Origin of the sequence: Streptomyces hygroscopicus, from assembly GCF_026168105.1 — a bacterium.
Taxonomy (GTDB): domain Bacteria; phylum Actinomycetota; class Actinomycetes; order Streptomycetales; family Streptomycetaceae; genus Streptomyces; species Streptomyces hygroscopicus_D.
Genome location: NZ_LBMW01000029.1, coordinates 19,608 through 39,636, shown reverse-complemented (window position 1 = coordinate 39,636; position 20,029 = coordinate 19,608). Strand labels below are relative to the sequence as shown.

At 72.3% G+C, this 20,029-nt stretch carries 16 protein-coding genes; 13 read left to right on the top strand and 3 right to left on the bottom strand.

The genetic code is table 11. From position 1 onward, the window contains the following. Nucleotides 1-188: 188 nt before the first annotated feature. The 4 genes from AAW14_RS25385 to AAW14_RS25370 all read left to right on the top strand — a co-directional run bounded on the left by AAW14_RS25385 (nt 189) and on the right by AAW14_RS25370 (nt 4,185). Nucleotides 189-401 carry a hypothetical protein gene (locus tag AAW14_RS25385; RefSeq protein WP_265566243.1) on the top strand — a complete coding sequence of 71 codons (213 nt, stop codon included), beginning with the start codon at nt 189-191 and terminating at the stop codon, nt 399-401. A gap of 304 nt (nt 402-705) precedes the next feature. Continuing rightward, complete coding sequence (locus AAW14_RS25380) at nt 706-1,179, top strand: diadenosine tetraphosphate hydrolase (RefSeq protein WP_265566242.1); 474 nt, start codon at nt 706-708, stop codon at nt 1,177-1,179. 85 nt (nt 1,180-1,264) lie between these two features. After that, nucleotides 1,265-2,296, top strand: a complete 1,032-nt coding sequence (locus AAW14_RS25375; protein WP_265566241.1) for a hydroxyacid dehydrogenase — start codon at nt 1,265-1,267, stop codon at nt 2,294-2,296. Next, nucleotides 2,293-4,185, top strand: a complete 1,893-nt coding sequence (locus AAW14_RS25370) for a DUF2264 domain-containing protein (protein WP_265566240.1) — start codon at nt 2,293-2,295, stop codon at nt 4,183-4,185. Before AAW14_RS25375 ends, AAW14_RS25370 begins: the two co-directional genes overlap by 4 nt. Before the next feature lie 9 nt (nt 4,186-4,194). Here the strand turns inward: AAW14_RS25370 and AAW14_RS25365 are convergent, their stop codons facing one another. Next, nucleotides 4,195-5,031, bottom strand: coding sequence for a chitosanase (locus tag AAW14_RS25365; RefSeq protein ID WP_265566239.1), 837 nt, complete (start codon nt 5,029-5,031; stop codon nt 4,195-4,197). A gap of 174 nt (nt 5,032-5,205) precedes the next feature. Beyond that, a complete protein-coding gene (locus tag AAW14_RS25360) occupies nt 5,206-8,010 on the bottom strand; it encodes a SpoIIE family protein phosphatase/ATP-binding protein (RefSeq protein WP_265566238.1) in 2,805 nt (934 codons plus the stop codon). 707 nt (nt 8,011-8,717) lie between these two features. Here AAW14_RS25360 and AAW14_RS25355 point away from each other — a divergent pair. The 9 genes from AAW14_RS25355 (at nt 8,718) to hypE (ending at nt 18,698) form a co-directional block, all read left to right on the top strand. Next, nucleotides 8,718-10,433 (top strand): hydrogenase maturation protein, encoded by a 1,716-nt coding sequence (locus AAW14_RS25355; protein ID WP_265566237.1) that lies wholly within the window; start codon nt 8,718-8,720, stop codon nt 10,431-10,433. Nucleotides 10,434-10,515: 82 nt separating this feature from the next. Then, nucleotides 10,516-11,811: a hypothetical protein gene (locus AAW14_RS25350; protein WP_265566236.1), complete on the top strand. Its 1,296-nt coding sequence runs from the start codon at nt 10,516-10,518 to the stop codon at nt 11,809-11,811. After that, nucleotides 11,808-12,353, top strand: a complete 546-nt coding sequence (locus AAW14_RS25345) for a hydrogenase maturation protease (RefSeq protein WP_265566235.1) — start codon at nt 11,808-11,810, stop codon at nt 12,351-12,353. The genes AAW14_RS25350 and AAW14_RS25345 overlap by 4 nt, the downstream gene beginning before the upstream one ends. A 198-nt stretch (nt 12,354-12,551) precedes the next feature. Beyond that, complete coding sequence (locus tag AAW14_RS25340) at nt 12,552-12,947, top strand: hydrogenase maturation nickel metallochaperone HypA (RefSeq protein WP_265566234.1); 396 nt, start codon at nt 12,552-12,554, stop codon at nt 12,945-12,947. Between the two features lie 3 nt (nt 12,948-12,950). After that, nucleotides 12,951-13,739: a hydrogenase nickel incorporation protein HypB gene (gene hypB, locus AAW14_RS25335; protein ID WP_265566233.1), complete on the top strand. Its 789-nt coding sequence runs from the start codon at nt 12,951-12,953 to the stop codon at nt 13,737-13,739. Continuing rightward, nucleotides 13,736-16,129, top strand: coding sequence for a carbamoyltransferase HypF (gene hypF, locus AAW14_RS25330; RefSeq protein WP_265566232.1), 2,394 nt, complete (start codon nt 13,736-13,738; stop codon nt 16,127-16,129). Before hypB ends, hypF begins: the two co-directional genes overlap by 4 nt. 67 nt (nt 16,130-16,196) lie before the next feature. Continuing rightward, complete coding sequence (locus tag AAW14_RS25325) at nt 16,197-16,505, top strand: HypC/HybG/HupF family hydrogenase formation chaperone (protein WP_265566231.1); 309 nt, start codon at nt 16,197-16,199, stop codon at nt 16,503-16,505. Beyond that, nucleotides 16,502-17,626: a hydrogenase formation protein HypD gene (gene hypD, locus AAW14_RS25320; RefSeq protein WP_265566230.1), complete on the top strand. Its 1,125-nt coding sequence runs from the start codon at nt 16,502-16,504 to the stop codon at nt 17,624-17,626. Before AAW14_RS25325 ends, hypD begins: the two co-directional genes overlap by 4 nt. Continuing rightward, nucleotides 17,619-18,698 (top strand): hydrogenase expression/formation protein HypE, encoded by a 1,080-nt coding sequence (hypE, locus tag AAW14_RS25315; protein WP_322741111.1) that lies wholly within the window; start codon nt 17,619-17,621, stop codon nt 18,696-18,698. Before hypD ends, hypE begins: the two co-directional genes overlap by 8 nt. A gap of 57 nt (nt 18,699-18,755) precedes the next feature. Here hypE and AAW14_RS25310 read toward each other — a convergent pair whose 3' ends face one another. Beyond that, on the bottom strand, nt 18,756-19,985 hold the full coding sequence (locus AAW14_RS25310; protein ID WP_265566229.1) for a PP2C family protein-serine/threonine phosphatase: 1,230 nt from the start codon (nt 19,983-19,985) through the stop codon (nt 18,756-18,758). Nucleotides 19,986-20,029: the final 44 nt, after the last annotated feature.

Genomic DNA, 20,029 nt, shown 5'->3' with positions numbered 1-20,029 from the left:
CGTTCGGGTGGACGCGCGAGAGCCGTCGCGGCGCGTATTTGGGAGCACGGCGCGGGTCTGCCGTCGGAGTGGCAGGCTGCGGGCGCCGGTCGGGGACCGGTGAGCCGCGCCCCCGTCGGGCGGCACCACGCTCGCGCGCAGGGTGGGTCGTCGGCCGGTGCACAGCGCGCAGCGAAGGAGGGGTACCCGTGGAGATCGTCCCGGTCGACTCCGCCCAGCCGGCTCGTCCCGGTGCCGCGGTCATCGAGTCGGCGAACCGCCCCGTGCGAGGTGCGCCGGCCGTGGGCCCACCGGTCTATGACGCCACCGCCTGGGATCTGTTCCGCATGGCCCTGGCCTCCGTGACACTGCCCGGCGCCCACCGGCCGCCCGGCGCGGAGGGCGCCTGCGGGCGGCCGTGACCGCACCGCAGGGAAGGACGTACGAGGGGCGGGGAACCTCGTGTGCCTGCACCTGCACCTGCACCTGCACCCGCACCGGGACCGGCACGGGTTACGGCCCTGCGCCGACGAAGCGGAGCCCTGACGGTGCGTCGGGGACGGGGAATCAGGGACTGAAGACGCGGCGGCGGGCGAGCAGCACTGTCGAGCAACGCGGAATACGTGCCTATGCCGTTGACCCTCGCCATGACGTGACCCCAATGCGGAGGTGCGTCGGCCGTCGGGCGCAACGGCGTCGATGCGCAGGTGTGTAGTCTCGCCGATCATGGCGGAGAACTGGCGCAACGATCGGATCGGGAGCGCACTGCGCGGGCACAATCCCACGGTGCTGCGGAAACTGTCGGCGGGGTTCGCGGTGATAGGGGACGTCCAGTTCCTTCCCGGATACTCCGTGCTCCTGGTGGACGACCCCGCTGTGCGGCGGCTCTCGGAGCTTCCCCGGAGCAGGCGCCTGGCGTTTCTCTCCGACATGGACAGGCTGGGTGAGGCGGTGGAACGCGCCTGCGGGCGGCTGGATCCGGCCTTCCGGCGGGTGAACCTGGAGATCCTGGGAAACAAGGACGAGTTCCTGCACGCGCATGTGTGGCCGCGCTACACATGGGAGTCCGCCGACCTGGTGAGCCGGCCGGTGTGGTCGTACCCGCGCGAACGGTGGACCGACGCGCGGTATGCGCTCGGCCCCCGGCACCACGCCCTGCGCAAGGCGATCGGCGAGGAACTGGACGGACCGGCCGGCTGACCCCGCCGTCTTGACCGTCCCTTGCGGGGCCATGAGGATTCCGGTGTCGCGAACAGGTCGTGTCAGCACCCATACCAGGAGTCAGATGACCGCCTCGACGCCGGGGCCCGGCTTCCGCCCCCGTACCGCCCTCGCCATGTCCCCCGACGCAGCCGCGGCCGTCCTCGACTCCGAGTCGCTCGCCGCGCTCGCCGCCATCTGTGACCTCGCCCCGCCGCCCGGCCTCGACGACTTCACCACACCCCGGGCCCGGGGTGTCCTCGCCGACCTCGACCTCCTGGTCACCGGCTGGGGCTGCCCGCCGCTGGACGCGGCCGTCCTGGCCGCGGCGCCCCGGCTGCGGGCGGTCGTGCACACGGCGGGCAGCGTCCGCGCCCACATCACCGGGGCCTGCTGGGAGCGGGGCATCGAGGTGTCCTCCGGCGCCTCCGCGAACGCCGTGCCGGTCGCCGAGTACACCCTTGCGATGATCCTGCTCACGGGCAAACACGTCCTCGAACGCGCCCGGGACTACCGTGCCTGCCGCACCCATGACGACGGGCTGCGCACTCCTCGCTCCATCGGCAACCACCGCCGCAGCGTGGGCATCCTGTCCGCGTCGCTCATCGGCCGCCGGGTCATCGAGCTGCTGCGCCCGCACGACTTCCACGTGCTTCTCCACGACCCATGCGTCAGCGACCAGGAGGCGGCCGAACTCGGCGTCACCCGGGTCGAGTTGGACGAGCTCTTCGCGCGCGGCGACACCGTCAGCGTGCACACCCCGCTGCTGCCCGCGACCCGTGGCCTGGTCGGCCGCCCCCTGATCGAGTCGATGCGTCCCGGCGCCGTACTGATCAACACCTCGCGGGGCGCGGTCGTCGACCAGGACGCGCTCACCGACGCCGTGGCGGCGGGCCGCATCCGGGCCGTCCTCGACGTCACCGACCCCGAAGTACTGCCGCCCGGACACCCGTTGTGGGACTGCGACAACGTGCTCATCACGCCCCATCTGGCCGGTTCTCAGGGCAACGAGTGGCGCCGCCTGGCCGACCTCGCCCTCGCCGAGACCGCGCGATGGGCCTCCGGCGCCGGGTTCCTGCATCCCGTGCGACGCGAAAGGCTGGCGTTCCAGGCATGAGCCTCGCCTTCCAACTGCCCCCGGAGGACCGTACGTCGAGTCCGTTCACCGGGTACACCCGATCCCACTGGGAGGCCGTGGCGGACGGGCTGCTGGCGTCAGCGTGGCGCTGGAGCACACCCGGCGGCGCCCTGCTCGATCTGCCGGGACGGCCCTCGCGCTCGGGGGTGCGCTCCGACGGGCTCGAGGGCTATGCCCGTACGTTCCTCGCCGCCGCGTTCCGGGTGGCGGGCGCCGGCGGGGACGACCCGCACGGCTGGCTCGACCGGTACGCCCGCGGTCTGGCCGTCGGCACCCGCACCCCTGGCCGCGCCGACACCGAGTCCTGGCCGCTGATCCTGGACCACGACGTAGAGGGACAGCCGATGGTGGAGTCCGCGTCGGTCGCGCTCGGACTGCGACTGACCGCGCCCTGGCTGTGGAAGAACCTCGACGACGCCGTCCAGGAGCGGGCGGAGGAGTGGCTGCGCGGGGCGCTGCGCCATACGCCCGCCCCCAACAACTGGTACCTCTTCCCCTTCACCGTCGCCGGGTTCCTGGAGTCGGTGGGCCGTGGCGACGCGGAGACGGCCGCAGCGCGGCAGCGAGCACTGGACCTGTTGGAGGGCTGGTACCGCGGCGACGGCTGGTACGCGGACGGGGACGGACGCGCCTTCGACCATTACAACGGCTGGGCCCTGCACCTGTATCCGGTGCTCGACGCCCGTGTCGCCGGGGACGAGGAGCGGTCCGCCCACTACGGAGCCCGCCTGCGCGAGCACCTGGACGGCTTCTCGCTGATGTTCGGCTCGGACGGCGCACCGCTGTACTTCGGCCGGTCACTGACGTACCGGTTCGCCGCCTCGACGGCCGTCGGGCTGGGCGCCCTCACCGGCCACACGCCGCTGACCCCCGGCACGTCCCGGCGCCTGGTCAGCGGCAGTCTGCGCTACTTCCTGGACCGCGGCGCACTGACCGAGGACGGGCTGCTCAGCCTGGGCTGGCACGGCCCGCACGACGCCACGCTGCAGAGCTACTCCGGGCCGTCCTCCCCGTACTGGGCGTCGAAGGCGTTCGTGTCCCTGCTGGCACCGGCCGGCCATCCCCTGTGGACGGCCCGGGAAGAGCCCGCACCGGTCGAAGCGGCCGACCGTGTCCTCGCCCTGCCCGCACCCGGGCTGCTCCTCCAGGCGACGCACGCCGACGGGATCGTACGGCTGCACAACCACGGCAGTGACCATGTGCGGCCGCACGAGGGGGAGTCGGCGGCCGAGGACGATCCGCACTACGGACGCCAGGCGTACTCCACCCGCACCGGGCCCACGTCGCCGGGCAACGTCGCGGACAACCACCTCGCGGTGGAGGTGGACGGCCGGGCGAGCGCACGGCGCCGCGTCCACCCGCTGGGAGCCGGGCACGGCGACGGCTGGGCATGGGCCGCCTCCTGGCACCGGCCCGTCTTTGCCGCCGGGCCGCCGACGGTGCCGGGGCTGCGGGTGGAGAGCGTGACGGTGGTCCGGGGACGGTTCGAACTGCGCGTCCACCGGGTGGTCGGAGCCCCGGACGGTTCCCGCGTCACCCTCACGGGATGGGCGACCGGTCCGGACGAGCCCCTCGTGTCGCAGCTGCACGGGCTGTGCGGCTGGGACGCGGGCCCCGAACCGGTCCGCGCGCCCCAGGGCACTGCCTACACCCGCTGGGCCCAGGTGCCCCGGCTCGTCGGACGGGCCGGTGGCACCTCGGTGCACGTGTGCCTTGCCACCCTCACCGGCGAACCCGACCCGGCACCCCTCGCGGCGGCCGTCGCCGAAGTGGTGGCCGACGGCGACGGCGTCGAGGTCACCTGGGCGCGGGACGGGTCACGGTTGCGGATCGGGTTCCGGCCAGTGGCCGTGTCGTCGCTGGGGTAGACGCCGGAGTCAGCCGATGTGGTAGCTGTCCCCGTACACCTTCCAGTCCAGCGGCGGGTCGAGGTTCAGATTGCCCTGGCGCAGGAAGACACGCTGTTCGGTGTCGACCCTGCTGGTGTCGCTGTGGGCCTCCTCCTGCTTCATGGCCCATACCCGTGCGTCGAGGAAGGCGTTGAGGTAGGCCACCTCGCCGCCGCCCTGCGCCGGCGGCTTGGCCTTCCGCAGGGCGCGCTTGCGGATGTTGCTGAAGCTCGTGGGGTCGCTGCCGTCGCCGTGCATGACGATGGCGTCGTAGTACGTGAACTGCCCCAGGACTCCCAGCCCGTCTGCCTTGCCCCGCTGGACCGCGGGATTGAAGTAGACCCGGTCGCGTTCGTCGTTCTGAGCCTGCTGGAACGCCGTGTCCTGCGCCGCCTTGCGCCAGTCCTTGGTGAAGTTCGGGTCGAGTCCGTCGTGCGAGTCGCTGCCGTTCACCCTGCGCAGGGCCGGCAGGTACTTGGCGAGGACGTTGCCGGGCTTGCGGTCGGTGTAGAGCTGCACGAGGTCGAGCATGTCGCCGGTGCCGGAACAGAACCCGATGATGCCGGCGGTGTAGCCGCGCCCGTCGCCGATGTCCTCGATGTACTTGTACTGGGCCTTCCAGTCGAGGGAGGAGTTCTCCGCGCTCGACACCAGTTCCATGGCGATCTCCTTCTTCGCCGGGTCGTCGAGCCCGACCGCCTTGGCGGCCAGGGGAGTTGCCGAAGCGTACGGAGAGTTCAGCAGAGGGGCGGACGCCAGACAGGCGCCGATGAGCGCGAGGACGGTGCGGCGAGAGGTGTCCGTGTCGGGGGAGGGATGCACCACGGGGAGACTCCAAGTGAGGTGGGGGGGTGGACCGGTTGGCGGGCGGATCCGGCCAGCCGGGCGTACTGATAGGAAGGTTTCCTATCAGATGTGCCCGGTGATGGGTACCCGTCAAGCGACAACTTCGTAGGGACGAACAAGGAACGCCCGTGGCGCGCCCCCTGACGATTGCCCTCAGGACAGCGGCTGTTCGGCCCAGATGATCTTGCCTGTCGGTGTGTACCGGGTACCCCAGCGCTCCGCGATCTGGGAGACGAGGAACAGGCCGCGTCCGCCCTCGTCCGTCATGGCCGCGTAGCGCAGATGCGGCGAAGTGCTGCTGCCGTCGGAGACCTCGCAGATCAGGCTGCGGTCGCGCAGCACCCGTACACGGACGGGCTCGCTGCCGTACCGGATCGCGTTGGTGACCAGCTCGCTGAGGATCAGCTCCGTGCTGAACGTCAGCTCCTCCAGGCCCCATTCGGCCAGCCGCCGCGTCACCGACACCCGAACCTTGCCGACGGCCGCAGGATCCGCCGGCACCTCCCATTCGGCGACCTGGCCGTCGGGGAGGGCGCGGGTGCGCGCGACGATCAGGGCGATGTCGTCGCTCGGCCGGAGCGACAGCCGGGAATCCAGGACGGCCCGGCAGGTGTCCTCGGGCGACGGCCCACTCCTCGACAGGGCGGTGCGCAGCAGGTCGAGACCGGTGTCGATGTCCCGTTCGCGGTCCTCGACGAGGCCGTCCGTGTACAGGACCAGCCTGCTGCCCTCACCGAGCTCGATGTCGGCCGTCTCGAACGGAAGGCCACCGAGCCCCAGCGGCGGACCGGCCGGCACATCGGGGAACTCGACGCTCCCGTCGGGACGGATCAGGGCCGGCGGCGGGTGCCCGGCGCGCGCGATGGTGCAGCGCCGGGACACCGGGTCGTAGATCGCGTAGAGACAGGTCGCGCCAGTGACGGGGGCGCTGCCGCCCTCGGCCGTCTCGTCCTGGTCGATGCGGCCGACCAATTCGTCCAGGAGCGAGAGGAGTTCGTCGGGCGGGAGGTCGAGCGCGGAGAAGTTGTGGACCGCCGTGCGCAGCCGTCCCATCGTGGCTGCGGCGTGCAGGCCGTGGCCCACGACGTCCCCCACGACCAGCGCGACACGAGCCCCGGACAGCGGCAGTACGTCGAACCAGTCGCCGCCCACGCCCGCGTGCGCCGGAAGATAGCGGTAGGCGAGGTCCAGTGCGTCCTGCTCGGGCAGCTTCCGCGGCAACAGACTGCGCTGCAGGGTCACCGCCATGCTGTGCTCGCGCGTGTAGCGGCGCGCGTTGTCGATCGACACCGCGGCGCGCGCGACCAGTTCCTCGGCGAGGGTCAGCTCCTCCGGGTCGAACGGCTCCGCCTTCTCGGAGCGCCAGAAGTTGACCACGCCCAGCACCAGGTTCCCCGCCCGCACGGGCACGGTGATCAGCGAGTGGATGCCGTACTCCACGACCTGTGTGGTGCGCTCGACGTCCTGCGCCAGCCAGCCCGGAGCCTCGCCGAGGCGGGGCTCCAGCATGGTCTGGCCGCTGCCGAGGCTGTGGGCCTGCGGAGTGGAGTCCACGAAGCGGATCCGCTGGCCCACCGGGTACAGGGGAGGGTCCTCGCGGATCCCGCTGAACGCCGTGCGGCGCAGATCGGACCCCGCCTCCGGCTCCTCGCCCTTCAGAACCGAGTCGAACAGGTCCACGGTGATGAAATCCGCGAACCGGGGCACCGCCAGCTCCGCGAGCTCCTCCGCGGTACGGGTCACGTCCAGGCTCGTTCCGATGCCCACGCTCGCGTCGTACAGCAGGGTGAGGCGTTCCCGAGCCAGCTCGGCCTTCCCGGACAGGGCCCGCAGCTCCGTGGAGTCGCGGAGCGTGGCGACGGTGCCCGCCGGGCCTCCCTCCAGGTCCGTGGGCCGCTGGTTGACGGCCAGCAGCCGGTCCCCGACCAGGTGAACCTCATCCGTTGCGACCCGCCCGGAGGCCAGGAGGGCTGCGGTTTCGGGGGGAAGGCCGAGCTCGGTCACATGCCGCCGCTCGGCGTCGGCGGGCAGGTCGAGCAGACGGTTCGCCTCGTCGTTGGCGAGCAGCAGTTCGCCCTCGGCGCCGACGATGATCACTCCCTCCCGGACGGAGTGCAGCACCGCGTCGTGGTGCTCGTACATCCGGGTCATCTCGCGCGGGCCCAGGCCGCGGGTCTGGCGCAGCAGTCGTCTGCTCACGAGCGCGGTTCCCGCCGTGGCCAGGCCGAGCCCCACGGCCGCGGCAGCCAGTACCAGCGGCAGCTGCCGGTTTGCGGCACCACCCACATGTTTCGTGGTGATACCGGCCGACACCAGGCCCACCACCTTGCCGTCGGGTGCCTTGACCGGCACCACCGCCTGCACCAGCCGGCCGATGGTTCCGTTGATCACCTCGGTCACGGTCCCTCCGGCCACCGCGGGTGCGATGTTCCCGACGAACTTCTTTCCGATGCGGTCGGGCTTGGGGTGCGTATAGCGGATCCCCTGGGTGTTCATGACGACGATGAAGTCGACCGGTGCCGCCTTGCGGGCGGCCTCGGCCTTCGGCTGCAGCACGGCCGTCGGATTCGGGCCGGTCAGTGCCTCGCGGGTGCCCGGCGCGTGGGCGAAGGCCTGGGCGACGGCGAGGGAACGGTTGCGGGCCTCCTGGGTGGTGTCGTGCTGCACCTGAAGGAGAAGCGCGGCCACCGCGGTCACCACCAGCAGCAGCACGATCACCACTTGCAGAACGAAGACCTGTCCGGCGACGCTGCGGCCGCTCAGCGCCGACCGCAGTTCCGCCAACGGCCCCGACCGTGGCCGGCCCGCGTCGCCCTCGTGCGGGGCGAGCCGCCGATGGGTCTTCTGCGGCATGTCGTGCTCGTGAGCTAGGCGGGGGCGGTCGTGCGCGAGAGACACGCGCAGACCGCTCGGGTGACGGGTCGACCGGGTGCCGGTTCGACGGAAGAGCCGGACCATGTGCCATGTCTACACTGCCGGGCCGCGGGAGGCGAGGGGCGTCACATACGGTGATGGTTCATTCTTTCGCCCCGGGGTGCCGAGGCCGCCGAAAACGCCGCGCGAGGCCCCTTGTGCCCCACACGCACCAGAGATGCCGGTCCGGGCTCCGGTCATCGCGGTAGGCCCCCGGTATGCGCTCCCGGAGACGTGCACTGCGGCCTGGACGGTGTCGGCCACGGAGGCGATGGGCACGAAGGCGGGGGGCGACGGACTGTGACGTGCCGGGGGGCGGCGGGCGGCGACGGCCGCGGAGGCGGGGCGGCGACAGGCTGAGCCACGGAGGCGACGAGCAGCGACCGACACGGGAAGTGGTGGGGCGGCGACAGGCTGAGCCACGGAGGCGACGAGCAGCGACCGACACGGGAAGTGGTGGGGCGGCGGGCACGAAGGCGGGGGTGGTGACGGGCACGGAGGCGGTGGGCGGACTCGCGAGCGTGGGGCGGCGGCGGGCAGGAAGGCGGGGGCGGTGGCGGGCACGGCCCGGACAGCCCGTCGCGCCCTCGAGGCGCTGACACCCCGCCGCCGAGTGGCGGCCCCGTGTTCGCTTTCGGGTGATCCGAGGGCCTGTCCGCGGGGCCGGAACGGCGGTAGGGGCCGACAATCGCAGTCGGCCGGGCTAGTCTGCCCGGCACCGTCCTCCGCCAGTAGTCCGCAGGGGGTCCACCGTGCACATCCTGCTCGTGGCCAGTGCATTCAACAGCCTCACCCAGCGCGTCCACGCCGAACTGCGCGACCGCGGCCACACCGTGGCGGTGGAACTCGCACTTGGGGACGGCTCGTTGACGGACTCCGTACGACGGCACGCGCCGCAACTCGTCATCGCCCCGATGCTGAAGACGGCCATCCCCCGGGAGGTGTGGAGCGCGTACCCGTGCCTCATCGTCCACCCGGGCCCCGTGGGGGACCGGGGGCCGTCCTCTCTCGACTGGGCGATCCAGGAGGGCGCGGAGAGCTGGGGGGTGACGGTCCTTCAGGCCGAGGAGGAGATGGACGCCGGTGCCGTGTGGGCGTCCGTCGCGTGCCCGCTGCCGCCGCTGTCCAAGAGCGAGCTGTACCGCAATGAGATCGCCGACGCCGCGCTCGCCGCGGTCCTGCTCGCCGTCGGGCGCTTCGCCTCGGGGACCTACACCCCGCTCGCGCAGGAGCAGGAGACGGCACACACCCGTCCCTACCTCGACCAGGACGTCCGGCGGATCGACTGGGACGCCGACTCCACCCACACCGTCGTCCGCAAGCTGCGCGCGGCGGACTCACAGCCCGGCGTGCTGGACGTCCTGCTCGGCGAGGAGTGGTACCTGCACGGCGGTCACCCCGAGGGCGGCCTGTGCGGTGCGCCCGGGCAGTTGCTCGCCACCCGGGCCGGGGCGGTCTGCCGGGCGACGAGGGACGGCGCCGTGTGGATCCCCGAGCTGCGCCGGCGACGCGCCCCGGGCGGGCCGCCCACCTTCAAACTGCCCGCCGTACGGGCCCTCGGCGACGGGTTGCCCCCGCTGCCGGAACTCCCCGCACCCCCGGACGCGGAGTGGCGCACCTGGACGGACATCCGCTATCGCGAGGAGGGGAGCGTCGGCTTCCTCTCGTTCTCCTTCCCCGGCGGCGCCATGAGCACCTCGCAGTGCCGACGCCTGCTGGACGCCTATCGCAAGGCTTGTGCGCGTCCCACCTCCGTTCTCGTGCTGGGCGGCCAACGGGACTTCTTCTCCAACGGGATCCACCTCAACGTCATCGAGGCCGCCGAGGACCCCGCCGCGGAGGCCTGGGCGAACATCAACGCCATCGACGACCTGGTCGAGGCGGTCCTGACGACCACGGACCGCCTGGTGGTCGCCGCCCCGGCGGGCAACGCCGCGGCAGGCGGCGTGATGCTGGCGCTCGCGGCCGACGAGGTGTGGTGCCGGGCCGGCTGCGTCCTGAACCCGCACTACCGGCTGATGGGCCTGTACGGCTCGGAGTACTGGACGTACACCCTGCCCCGCCGGTTGGGAGCCGCGGCCGCCGACCGGCTGATGCGCGAGGCCCTGCCGATGAGCGCCGTCAGCGCACGGAGCCTCGGCCTCGTCGACCGGGTGGTCGACTGCGGGCCGCAGGACTTCGCCGGGGAGGTCGGCCGACTGGCGGCCCGCCTGGCGTCGCTGTCGGGGACCCGGTCACGGATCGCGGCGAAGAAGGCTGACCTGGACCGCCAGGAGGCCAGTGAGCCGCTCTCCGCCTTCAGGGAACGGGAACTGGCCAGGATGCACCGGATCTTCCACGACCCACAGGCCCCGTACCACGCCCTTAGGCGCGCGTTCGTCCGCAAGGAGAAGCCGTCTTGCACGCCCCCGCATCTCGCCCTCCCCACGGGGCCCCGGACCGCGGGGGAACCGGTCCGCCCCCAGTGAATCCCGCCCGGCGTCGCCGAGGGCCCCAGCACGCGACGGCGGCGCGAGCCGCCCTCACCAGCACCACCGGAAGGACCGCTCCGTGAGCGTCACCGCGTTCGCCCCGGAAACGGAGGCGCGCTTCGCCCTGGCCCGTCAGGTGGCCGATGCCGTCCTCTTCGAGGGCCATGTGCTTCGTCCGAACCGCGTCTGCGCCGCCGGGAACCGCCTGCGCTGGCAGTTCGGGGTGCTCGTACCGCCCGCCTGGGGCGCCGACCGCGACGAGCACGACTTCCAGCACACCGAATGCCTGATGGAGCCCACGGCGGACGCCACCTTGGCAGTCGAGCTGCGCTTCCTGCGCGCCAAGCGGCACACGGTCCAGCGGGCGCGCCCGGACGGCGGGTTCGAGACCGTCCCCGAACTCCGGCTCGGGGACCGGGTCCTGGCCCCCTGGGACGAGGGAACCGAGGAACGCGTCGAGGCGGTCGTGACGCCGGCCGAGCTCATCGACGGCGAGGGGGTCACACTCCCGTTCGGCAGACCCGCGGACGAGGAGTGCGAGCGCGTCCTCGACGACGACGGGCACCCCGTCGGCCGTACGGTCGGCCGCAGGGAGGAGATCAACGGCGTGCTACGGCTGTCGGCACGCGAACTCGACGCGCCCTTCCGGGTGATGCGCCTGACCGCGGTCGTCGAGAACACCAGCCTCTGGGCACCCGCGGACGGCCGGGTCGCCGACCGGGACGTGGCGCTTCCGCGCTGTCTGGTGGCCGCCCATCTCCTGATGGGGCTGAGCGGCGGGGAGTTCCTGTCCATGACGAATCCCCCGGAGTGGGCGAAGGGCGCGGTCGCGTCCTGTCGCAACCTGCACACCTGGCCGGTCCTCGCCTGCGATGCCGGCCATGCGGATGTCGTGCTGTCGTCGCCGATCGTCCTGGAGGACCATCCGGCCGTCGCCCCGGACAACCCCGGCACGTCGTACGGCGCCACTGGGACCGACGGCACCCTCGCGCCCGGCGGCCCGCGTGACATGACGCGGACGGCTGCGTCCACGGGCTTTCCCGACGAGTACGGGGTCATGCGTCCGGACACCCCGTGGGAGGCGGCGGTCGAGGCCGGTTTCGACCCGGCACACGACCGGGTCGTGGTGGCCGGCCGGTCGGTGGGCGCCGGCAGCCGGGTACGGCTGAACCCGGGCCTGCGGCGCACCGACGCCCAGGACCTGTTCCTGCGGGGGCGTACAGCGAAGGTCGAGGCCGTGCTGCACGACGTGGACGGCTCGGTGCACCTGGCGGTGACCGTGGAGGACGACCCGGGCGCCGATGTCCGTCGTGCGCAGGGGAGCTTCCTCTACTTCCGGACCGACGAGGTCACACCGGTGGTGGACGGGAAATGAGCGTTCCCCGGGACAGCGGCAGGACCCTTGTGGCCGGCATCGGGAACGTGTTCCTCGGTGACGACGGCTTCGGCGTGGAGACGGTGCAGGCATTGACGGAGCGTCAACTGCCCGGCCATGTCGAGGTCGTGGACATCGGGGTGCGGGGAGTTCACCTCGCCTACCAGCTCCTCGAGGGCTACGACACCCTGGTCCTGGTGGACGCCACCGCCCGTGGCGGGGATCCGGGGGCCCTGTACGTCATCGAGCACGACGGAGCGGACGGGGACGGTCCGGGGGGCACGCTGCTGGACGGCCACCGGATGACTCCCGACGCCGTACTCGCCCTGCTGGGCACGCTCTGCGCGGGAGTCGGAGGGCAACCGCCACGGCGCACGCTGGTGGTGGGGTGCGAACCAGCCTCGGTCGAGGAGCGCATCGGGCTCAGCCCGCCCGTCGCCGATGCCGTACCCGAGGCCGTCCGGCTGATCGAGGAGATCCTGCGCGCCGACCAACCGGGTCCGACCGCCTCGGGGGCCCCCACGGTCGACGCCGCCAACTGAACCGGGCGGCCGTTTCGCCGTCGCTCCGCCGTCGGCGTCATGCCGTTGCGCTGTTGCGACGAACGGCGTACGCGGCCGGGCGGTGACGGCGTGCCGGGCCGTCGCCCTGTGCGGCCTCACCTCTAATGGACGTCGGCGCGCCGCGCACGCACGCCCGCCCCCAGGGGGCGGGGCCGGCCTTCGCCGGGACGGAGACCCATGCACGAGATGTCCATCGCACTGGCGGTGATCGGCCAGGTGGAAGAGGCGGCCGAGCGCGCCGGCGGTGTCACCGCGGTCCGTTCGGTACGGCTTCAGGTGGGCGAGCTGGCCGGAGTCGTACCCGACGCCCTGTCCTTCTGCTTCGAACTGGCCTGCGCCGGAACCGTGCTGGAAGGCGCGGAGCTGGTCACCGACACCGTGCCCGGGCGTGCCCGCTGCGCACCGTGCGCGCACGAATGGTCCGTCGGCATGCCGCCCCTGCTGAGCTGCCCGCGCTGCGACGGGGGAGGCACCGATCTGCTGTCGGGCCGCGAACTGCAGATCGTCGGCGTGCAGTGGGAGGACGGCAGCACACCCGCCTCCACCCCCGAACCGATCCCTGAGGAGCGCTGAACCATGTGCCGTGTGGTCGACCTGCAGCAGGCCGTGCTCGCCAAGAACGACCGGGCCGCGCAGACCCTGCGCGCCGAACTGGCCGCCCGCGGCACCACGGTCGTCAACATGCTGTCCAGCCCGGGCAGTGGCAAGACGGCCCTTCTGGAACGCGAACTGGTCCTGGCCCGGGAGCGTTCCGTGCCGGTCGCGGCGCTGACCGCCGATCTCGCCACCGAGAACGACGCGGCCCGGCTGGCGCGTTCGGGCGTCCCCGTCAAACAGGTCCTCACCGACGGGCTGTGCCATCTGGAGTCCGCGATGCTTGCCGGCCACCTGGAGGGATGGCTGCCCGACGCCACCCGCCTGCTTTTCGTGGAGAACGTCGGCAACCTCGTCTGCCCGGCCTCGTACGACCTCGGGGAGACACTGCGCGTCGTGCTCGCCTCCGTGACCGAGGGCGAGGACAAGCCGCTCAAGTACCCCACCGCCTTCGGGCTCGCCCAGCTGGTGGTGGTCACCAAGACCGACATCGCCGAGGCGGTCGGCTTCGACGAGAGCGCCTTCCGCGCGAACGTCGAACAGGTCAATCCCGGTGTGGAGGTGCTTCTGACCTCGGCCCGCAGCGACCTGGGGGTCGGTGCCCTGCTCGAGCGGGCGCTGGCCGCCGCCGACGGCGCCCCGGTCCACACCCCCGTCATGGCCCGTGAACCCCATCTCCACACGCACACGCACGACCACACGAACGATTCCCGCACCCACACGCACGACCACACGAACGGCACCGGCGTCATGACGCAGTCCGGCTCGTGAGCGCTTCGCCCTCGACGGCCGTCACCGTCCGGGCGCCGCTGCGCCGAAGGGTCACCGTACGCGGCGTGGTGCAGGGCGTCGGCTTCCGGCCGTACGTCTACGCCCTCGCCACCGCCCTGAAACTGGCCGGACACGTGACCAACACTCCGGAGGGCGTCATCGCGGAGGTCGAGGGGGCGCCCGATGACGTCGCCCGGTTCTGCGACCGTATCGCCGCGGACGCGCCCCCGCTGGCCCGAGTGGACTCCGTGCACCACCAGGAGGTGCCCGCCACCGGTGACACCGCGTTCACCATCCTCGCCTCCCGCACGGACGGTCCCGCGGGGACCCTGATCCCGCCGGACACGGCCACCTGCGAGGCGTGCCTGCGCGAACTGGCCGACCCCGCCGACCGACGTCACCGCCATCCCTTCGTCAACTGCACGCACTGCGGCCCGAGGTTCACGATCGTCACCGGCCTGCCCTACGACCGGGCGGAGACCACGATGGCCCGCTTCCCGATGTGTCCCGACTGCGCCCGCGAGTACGCCGATCCGGCCGACCGCCGATTCCATGCGCAGCCGGTGGCCTGCCCGGCCTGCGGACCACGACTGTGCCTGCTCGTGCCCGGCCCGGAAGGCGGCAGGCCGAGCCGTGCCGGCGAGGCGGACCCGGTCGCCGGGGCACGCGAGCTTCTGGCCCGCGGCGCGATCCTCGCGGTCAAGGGCCTGGGCGGCTACCACCTGGCCTGTGACGCGGGCGATCCGGCCGCCGTCGCCCGGCTGCGCCGCCGCAAGGCCCGAGGGGACAAGCCGTTCGCCGTCATGGCCTCCGGAGTCGACGCCATCGAGCACCTCGTCCGGCTCGCCCCCGCGGAGCGCGACCTGCTCACCGGAGCGACCCGACCGATCGTGCTGCTGCGTCGCCGCACGGCCCCGCCCCCTCCGCACGCCCCCCGACCGGCCGAGAGCGTGGCACCCGGCAGCCCCGACCTCGGCGTCATGCTGCCGTACACCCCCGTGCACCATCTGCTGTTCGGGCTGCCCGGTGACACCGAGGGTCCCCGGCTGCTCGTCATGACCAGCGGCAATGTGTCAGGCGAGCCGATCGTCACCGACGACGGTGAGGCGCTGCAGCGGCTGGCGCATCTGGCCGACGCCTGGCTCACGCACGACCGGCCGATCCATGTGCCGTGCGACGACTCGGTGGTCCGCGTGTGCGACGGACAGCCGTTGATCGTGCGGCGCGCGCGCGGGTACGCCCCCCTGCCGCTTACGCTTCCGGTGCCCGTGCGCCCGGCCCTGGCCGTGGGCGGAGACCTCAAGAACGCGTTCTGCGTCGGGGAGAGCCGCCGCGCCTGGCTGTCCGCCCACATCGGTGACATGGACGACCTCGCCACGCAGCGGGCCTTCGAACGCGCCGTGGCACAACTGGAGTCGATCACCCCCGTGCGGCCGGAACTGCTGGCGGCCGACCGGCATCCCGCCTATCGCTCCGGTCAGTGGGCCGCCCGCAACGCGGGGGACCGGCCTGTCGTCCGCGTGCAGCACCATCACGCCCATGTCGCCGCGGCGATGGCCGAACACGGGCTCGACGGCGGTCGGCCGGTGCTCGGTGCCGCCTTCGACGGTACGGGCTACGGCGACGACGGAGCCGTGTGGGGCGGGGAGTTCCTGCTCGCGGACTACGACGGCTTCGTCCGGTTCGGACACCTCGCCTATGTACCGCTGCCCGGCGGTGACGCCGCGGTGCACCGGCCCTACCGCATGGCGCTCGCGCATCTGCGCACGGCCGGGATCGACTGGTCGGACGAACTCGCCTGCGTGGCCGCCTGCCCGGACGATGAACGCCGCGTGCTGGCACGGCAGTTGGAGCGTGACCTGAACTGCGTCGCCACCTCCAGCATGGGCCGGCTCTTCGACGCAGTGTCGTCCCTCGCGGGCGTGTGCCACCGATCCGGATACGAGGCCCAGGCCGCCGTAGAGCTGGAGGCCGCAGCGCTGCGGGCTCCCGCCGGCGACACCACCGCCTACACGTTCGCGGTCAGGGCACCGGAGCCGGACGGCGGCCCGGTGGTGGCGGATCCCGCACCCGTCCTCGCGGCGATCGTCGACGACCTGCGGGCGGGCGCGGAACCGGCCCTCGTCGCGGCCCGCTTCCACCGGACGGTCGCGGGCCTCGTGCACCGCCTGTGTGCGCTGGCGCGAGAGCGCCACGGGGTCGACACGGTCGCCCTGACCGGTGGCGTGTTCCTCAACTCGGTGCTCTCCTCGGCCTGCGCGGAGGTCCTGCACACCGACGGCTTCACGGTGCTGCGCCACCACCTGGTCCCGCCGGGCGACGGCGGCCTGGCCCTCGGCCAGCTCATGGTGGCCGCACGCGCGGCCGGCCGGACGGAAGCCCCCGACTGACGCACCGTCCCGGCAGCGCCGTACGACGCACCATCCACGACGCACCATCCACAGCGAGGAGAGGCCCATGTGCCTGGCGGTACCCGGCAAAGTGCTGGACATCGAGGAACGCGACGGAACCCGGATGGCCAACGTCGACTTCGGCGGCGTGGTCAAGGAGGTGTGCCTGGAGTACCTGCCGGACCTTGAGGTCGGCGAGTACGCCATCGTCCACGTCGGCTTCGCCCTGCAGCGCCTCGACGAGGAGTCGGCGAAGCAGACGCTCGAACTGTTCGAAACCCTCGGCATGCTGCAGGAGGAGTTCGGCGACCCCTGGGAAATGGCCGCGGAAGCGGGCGGAGAACTCCCGCCCGCGCGCGAGGAGGCGCGGAAGTGAAGTACATCGACGAATTCCAGGACCCGGATCTGGCTCGCCGGCTCCTGGACGAGATCCACGCCACGGTGACCAGGCCGTGGGCGCTGATGGAGGTCTGCGGCGGGCAGACCCACACGATCATCCGCCACGGCATCGACCAGCTGCTGCCGGATCAGGTCGAACTGATCCACGGCCCCGGCTGTCCCGTGTGCGTGACCCCCTTGGAGGTCATCGACAAGGCACTGGAGATCGCCTCCCGGCCCGAGGTGGTCTTCTGTTCCTTCGGCGACATGCTCCGGGTGCCCGGTACCGGACGTGATCTGTTCCAGGTACGCGCAGAAGGAGGGGACGTACGGGTCGTCTACTCGCCCCTCGACGCCCTCAGGATCGCCCAGCAGAACCCCGACCGTCAGGTGGTGTTCTTCGGTATCGGCTTCGAGACGACCGCGCCGCCCAACGCGATGACGGTGTATCAGGCCCGCAAGCTGGGCATCCCCAACTTCAGCCTGCTGGTGTCCCATGTGCGCGTCCCCCCGGCCATCGAGGCGATCATGCGATCCCCGAACTGCCGGGTCCAGGGCTTCCTCGCCGCCGGACACGTGTGCAGCGTGATGGGCGTCGAGGAGTACCCGGAGCTGGCGGAGCGCCATCGCGTACCCATCGTCGTGACCGGGTTCGAGCCCCTGGACATCCTCGAGGGCGTACGCAGGACCGTGGCGCAGCTCGAGCGCGGCGAACACATGGTCGACAACGCCTACGCCCGCGCGGTGCGCCCCGAGGGGAACCCGGCCGCCAAAGCCATGCTGGAGGACGTCTTCGAGGTCACCGACCGCTCCTGGCGCGGCATCGGCGTGATCCCCGACAGCGGCTGGCGGCTGGCCCCCAAGTACCGCGACTACGACGCCGAGTACCGCTTCTCCGTCGAGGACATCCGCACCCGGGAACCGGCCGCCTGCCGCAGCGGCGAGGTACTCCAGGGCCTGATCAAACCGCACGAGTGCGAGGCGTTCGGCACCCTGTGCACCCCCCGCACCCCGCTCGGCGCCACGATGGTCTCCAGTGAGGGCGCCTGCGCCGCGTACTACCTCTACCGGCGCCTGGACACCACCCCCGCGCCCCGGGAGGCGACCTCCGTTGTCTGAGACCACCGACCTGCGCACCCCGCCCCTGGACCCGACGGCCTGGACCTGCCCGGCTCCGCTGCGCGACCAGCCCCGGGTCGTCATGGGCCACGGCGGCGGCGGAGCGCTCTCCGCGGAACTCGTCCAGCACGTCTTCGCACCTGCCTTCGGGGGCGACGTGCTCGCCCAGCTGGGCGATGCCGCCGCACTCTCGCTGGGAGGACTCCGACTGGCCTTCTCCACCGACTCCTTCGTGGTGCGGCCACTGTTCTTCCCCGGCGGCAGCATCGGCGACCTCGCCGTCAACGGCACCGTCAACGACCTCGCCATGAGCGGGGCCCGGGCGTCCTATCTGTCCTGCGGGTTCATCCTGGAGGAGGGCGTCGAGATGGAGACGGTCGCGCGCGTCGCCGACGCGCTCGGCGCCGCCGCGCGCGCCGCCGGCGTCGAGGTGGCGACGGGCGACACCAAGGTGGTGGAGGCCGGCCACGGCGACGGGATCTTCATCAACACCGCCGGTATCGGGCTCATCCCGGAGGGCGTCGACCTGCGGCCGCAGCGGGTCGTCCCCGGTGACGTGGTGATCGTCAGCGGGGCGATCGGCGTGCACGGGGTGGCGATCATGAGCGTCCGCGAGGGCCTGGAGTTCGGCGTGGAGATCGAGAGCGACTGCGCTGCACTCGGCGGACTGGTCGACGCGATGCTCGCCGTCACCCCGGACCTGCATGTGCTGCGCGACCCCACCCGGGGCGGGCTGGCCGCCGCACTGAACGAGATCGCGACCGCCTCGGGTACCGGGGTCGTCGTCAGGGAGCGGGAGATCCCGGTCCCGCCGGCCATCGCCAACGCCTGCGCCGTGCTGGGCCTGGACCCCATGTACGTGGCCAACGAGGGCAAGCTGGTGGCGTTCGTCCCGCGCGAGCACGCCGACGCGGTACTGGACGCGATGCGGGCACACCCGCTCGGTGGGGATGCCACGGTCATCGGTGAGGCCGTCGCCGGGCATCCGGGCATGGTGGTGGCCCGCACCGGTCTGGGCGGCACCCGGGTGGTCGACCTGCCGATCGGGGAGCAGTTGCCCAGGATCTGCTGAGGCCCGCGGCTCAGCGGGGACGGGTCCGCGGGGCTCAGCGGCGACGGGGGCCGCGGATCACAGCCGCACGACGATCAGCGCGGTGTCGTCGGTGGCGCCGTCGGGCGGCAGCATGTCGAGGAGGACGGAGTCGGCGAGGGGCTCGGGGTCGGCGGCGCGATGGCGGGTGAGGGTGTCGGCGAGCCGTGCGAGTCCCTGGTCGATGTCCTCGCCCCGCCGCTCGACCAGGCCGTCGGTGTAGAGCACGAGGGTGTCGCCCTCGGCGAACGCGGTGGCGGCCTGAGGGCGGGGGACGGGGTCGGGACTGGCATCGAGCGGGGGATCGGTGGCCCGGTCGAGGAACTCGACGTGCCCCTCCGGGGGGACCAACGCGGGCGGGGGGTGGCCGGCGCTGCTGTAGGTGATGGTGTGCCGGCCGAAGTCGATGAAGGTCGTGACCGCAGTGGCGGATTCGGCGCCGTCGACCACATGCGCGTACCGTCCCAGCACGTCGAGGGCCTGGGCCGGACCCTCGGCGACGCGGGAGGCCGCGCTCAGCGCGCTGCGCAGCTGGCCCATGACGCCCGCGGCGGCCAGACCGTGACCCACGACATCGCCCACGGACACGCCGATGCGGTCCCCGCCCACCAGGTCGACCAGGTCGTACCAGTCGCCGCAAACGTTCAGCGCGCCGACGGCCGGCCGGTAGCGCACCGCCGCCCGGTAGTGCCCCAGCTGCCGGGGCGCGGGCAGCATCGCCTCCTGGAGCGACAGCGCCACCTCGCGCTCGTGGGCGTGGGCCTGACGCAGACGGTCGTTGATCTCCTGCAGTTCCCGGGCGCGGGTGTACAGCTCGGCCTCGAGGAGCAGGGCCCGCATGCCGCTGGGGCGGCCGGTGGCCAGGATGAACTCGGTGACGTCCTCGATCCGGTGCACGATGAGGATCACCTTGCCGTCCGGTCCGAGCACCGGGGCGTTGACCGGGCTCCAGTAGCGTGTTTCCCATTGCCCGGGCTGCTCGGGGGATTCGACGTCATAGCGCTGCACGGGCATCGCGTCGCGTTCACCGGTGGCCAGCACCCGGCGCAGGGAGGCCTCGAGATTGCGCACGCCGCTCGCGGCGGGGTTGTTCGGATTGTCCGGGAAGACGTCGAACAGATAGCGGCCGACGAGTTGTTCCCGAGTGCGCCCGGACATGCGCAGAAACTCCTCGTTGGCATCCGCGTACACGAGGTCGGGCGTGAGGAGCGCCATCATGCCGGGCAGGGCCTGGAAGGCCGCGGCGTAGTCGATCCCTGCGTTCGCCATGCTTCTGCCGCCTTACTGCCGATATCGCATTATCCATCACGGCG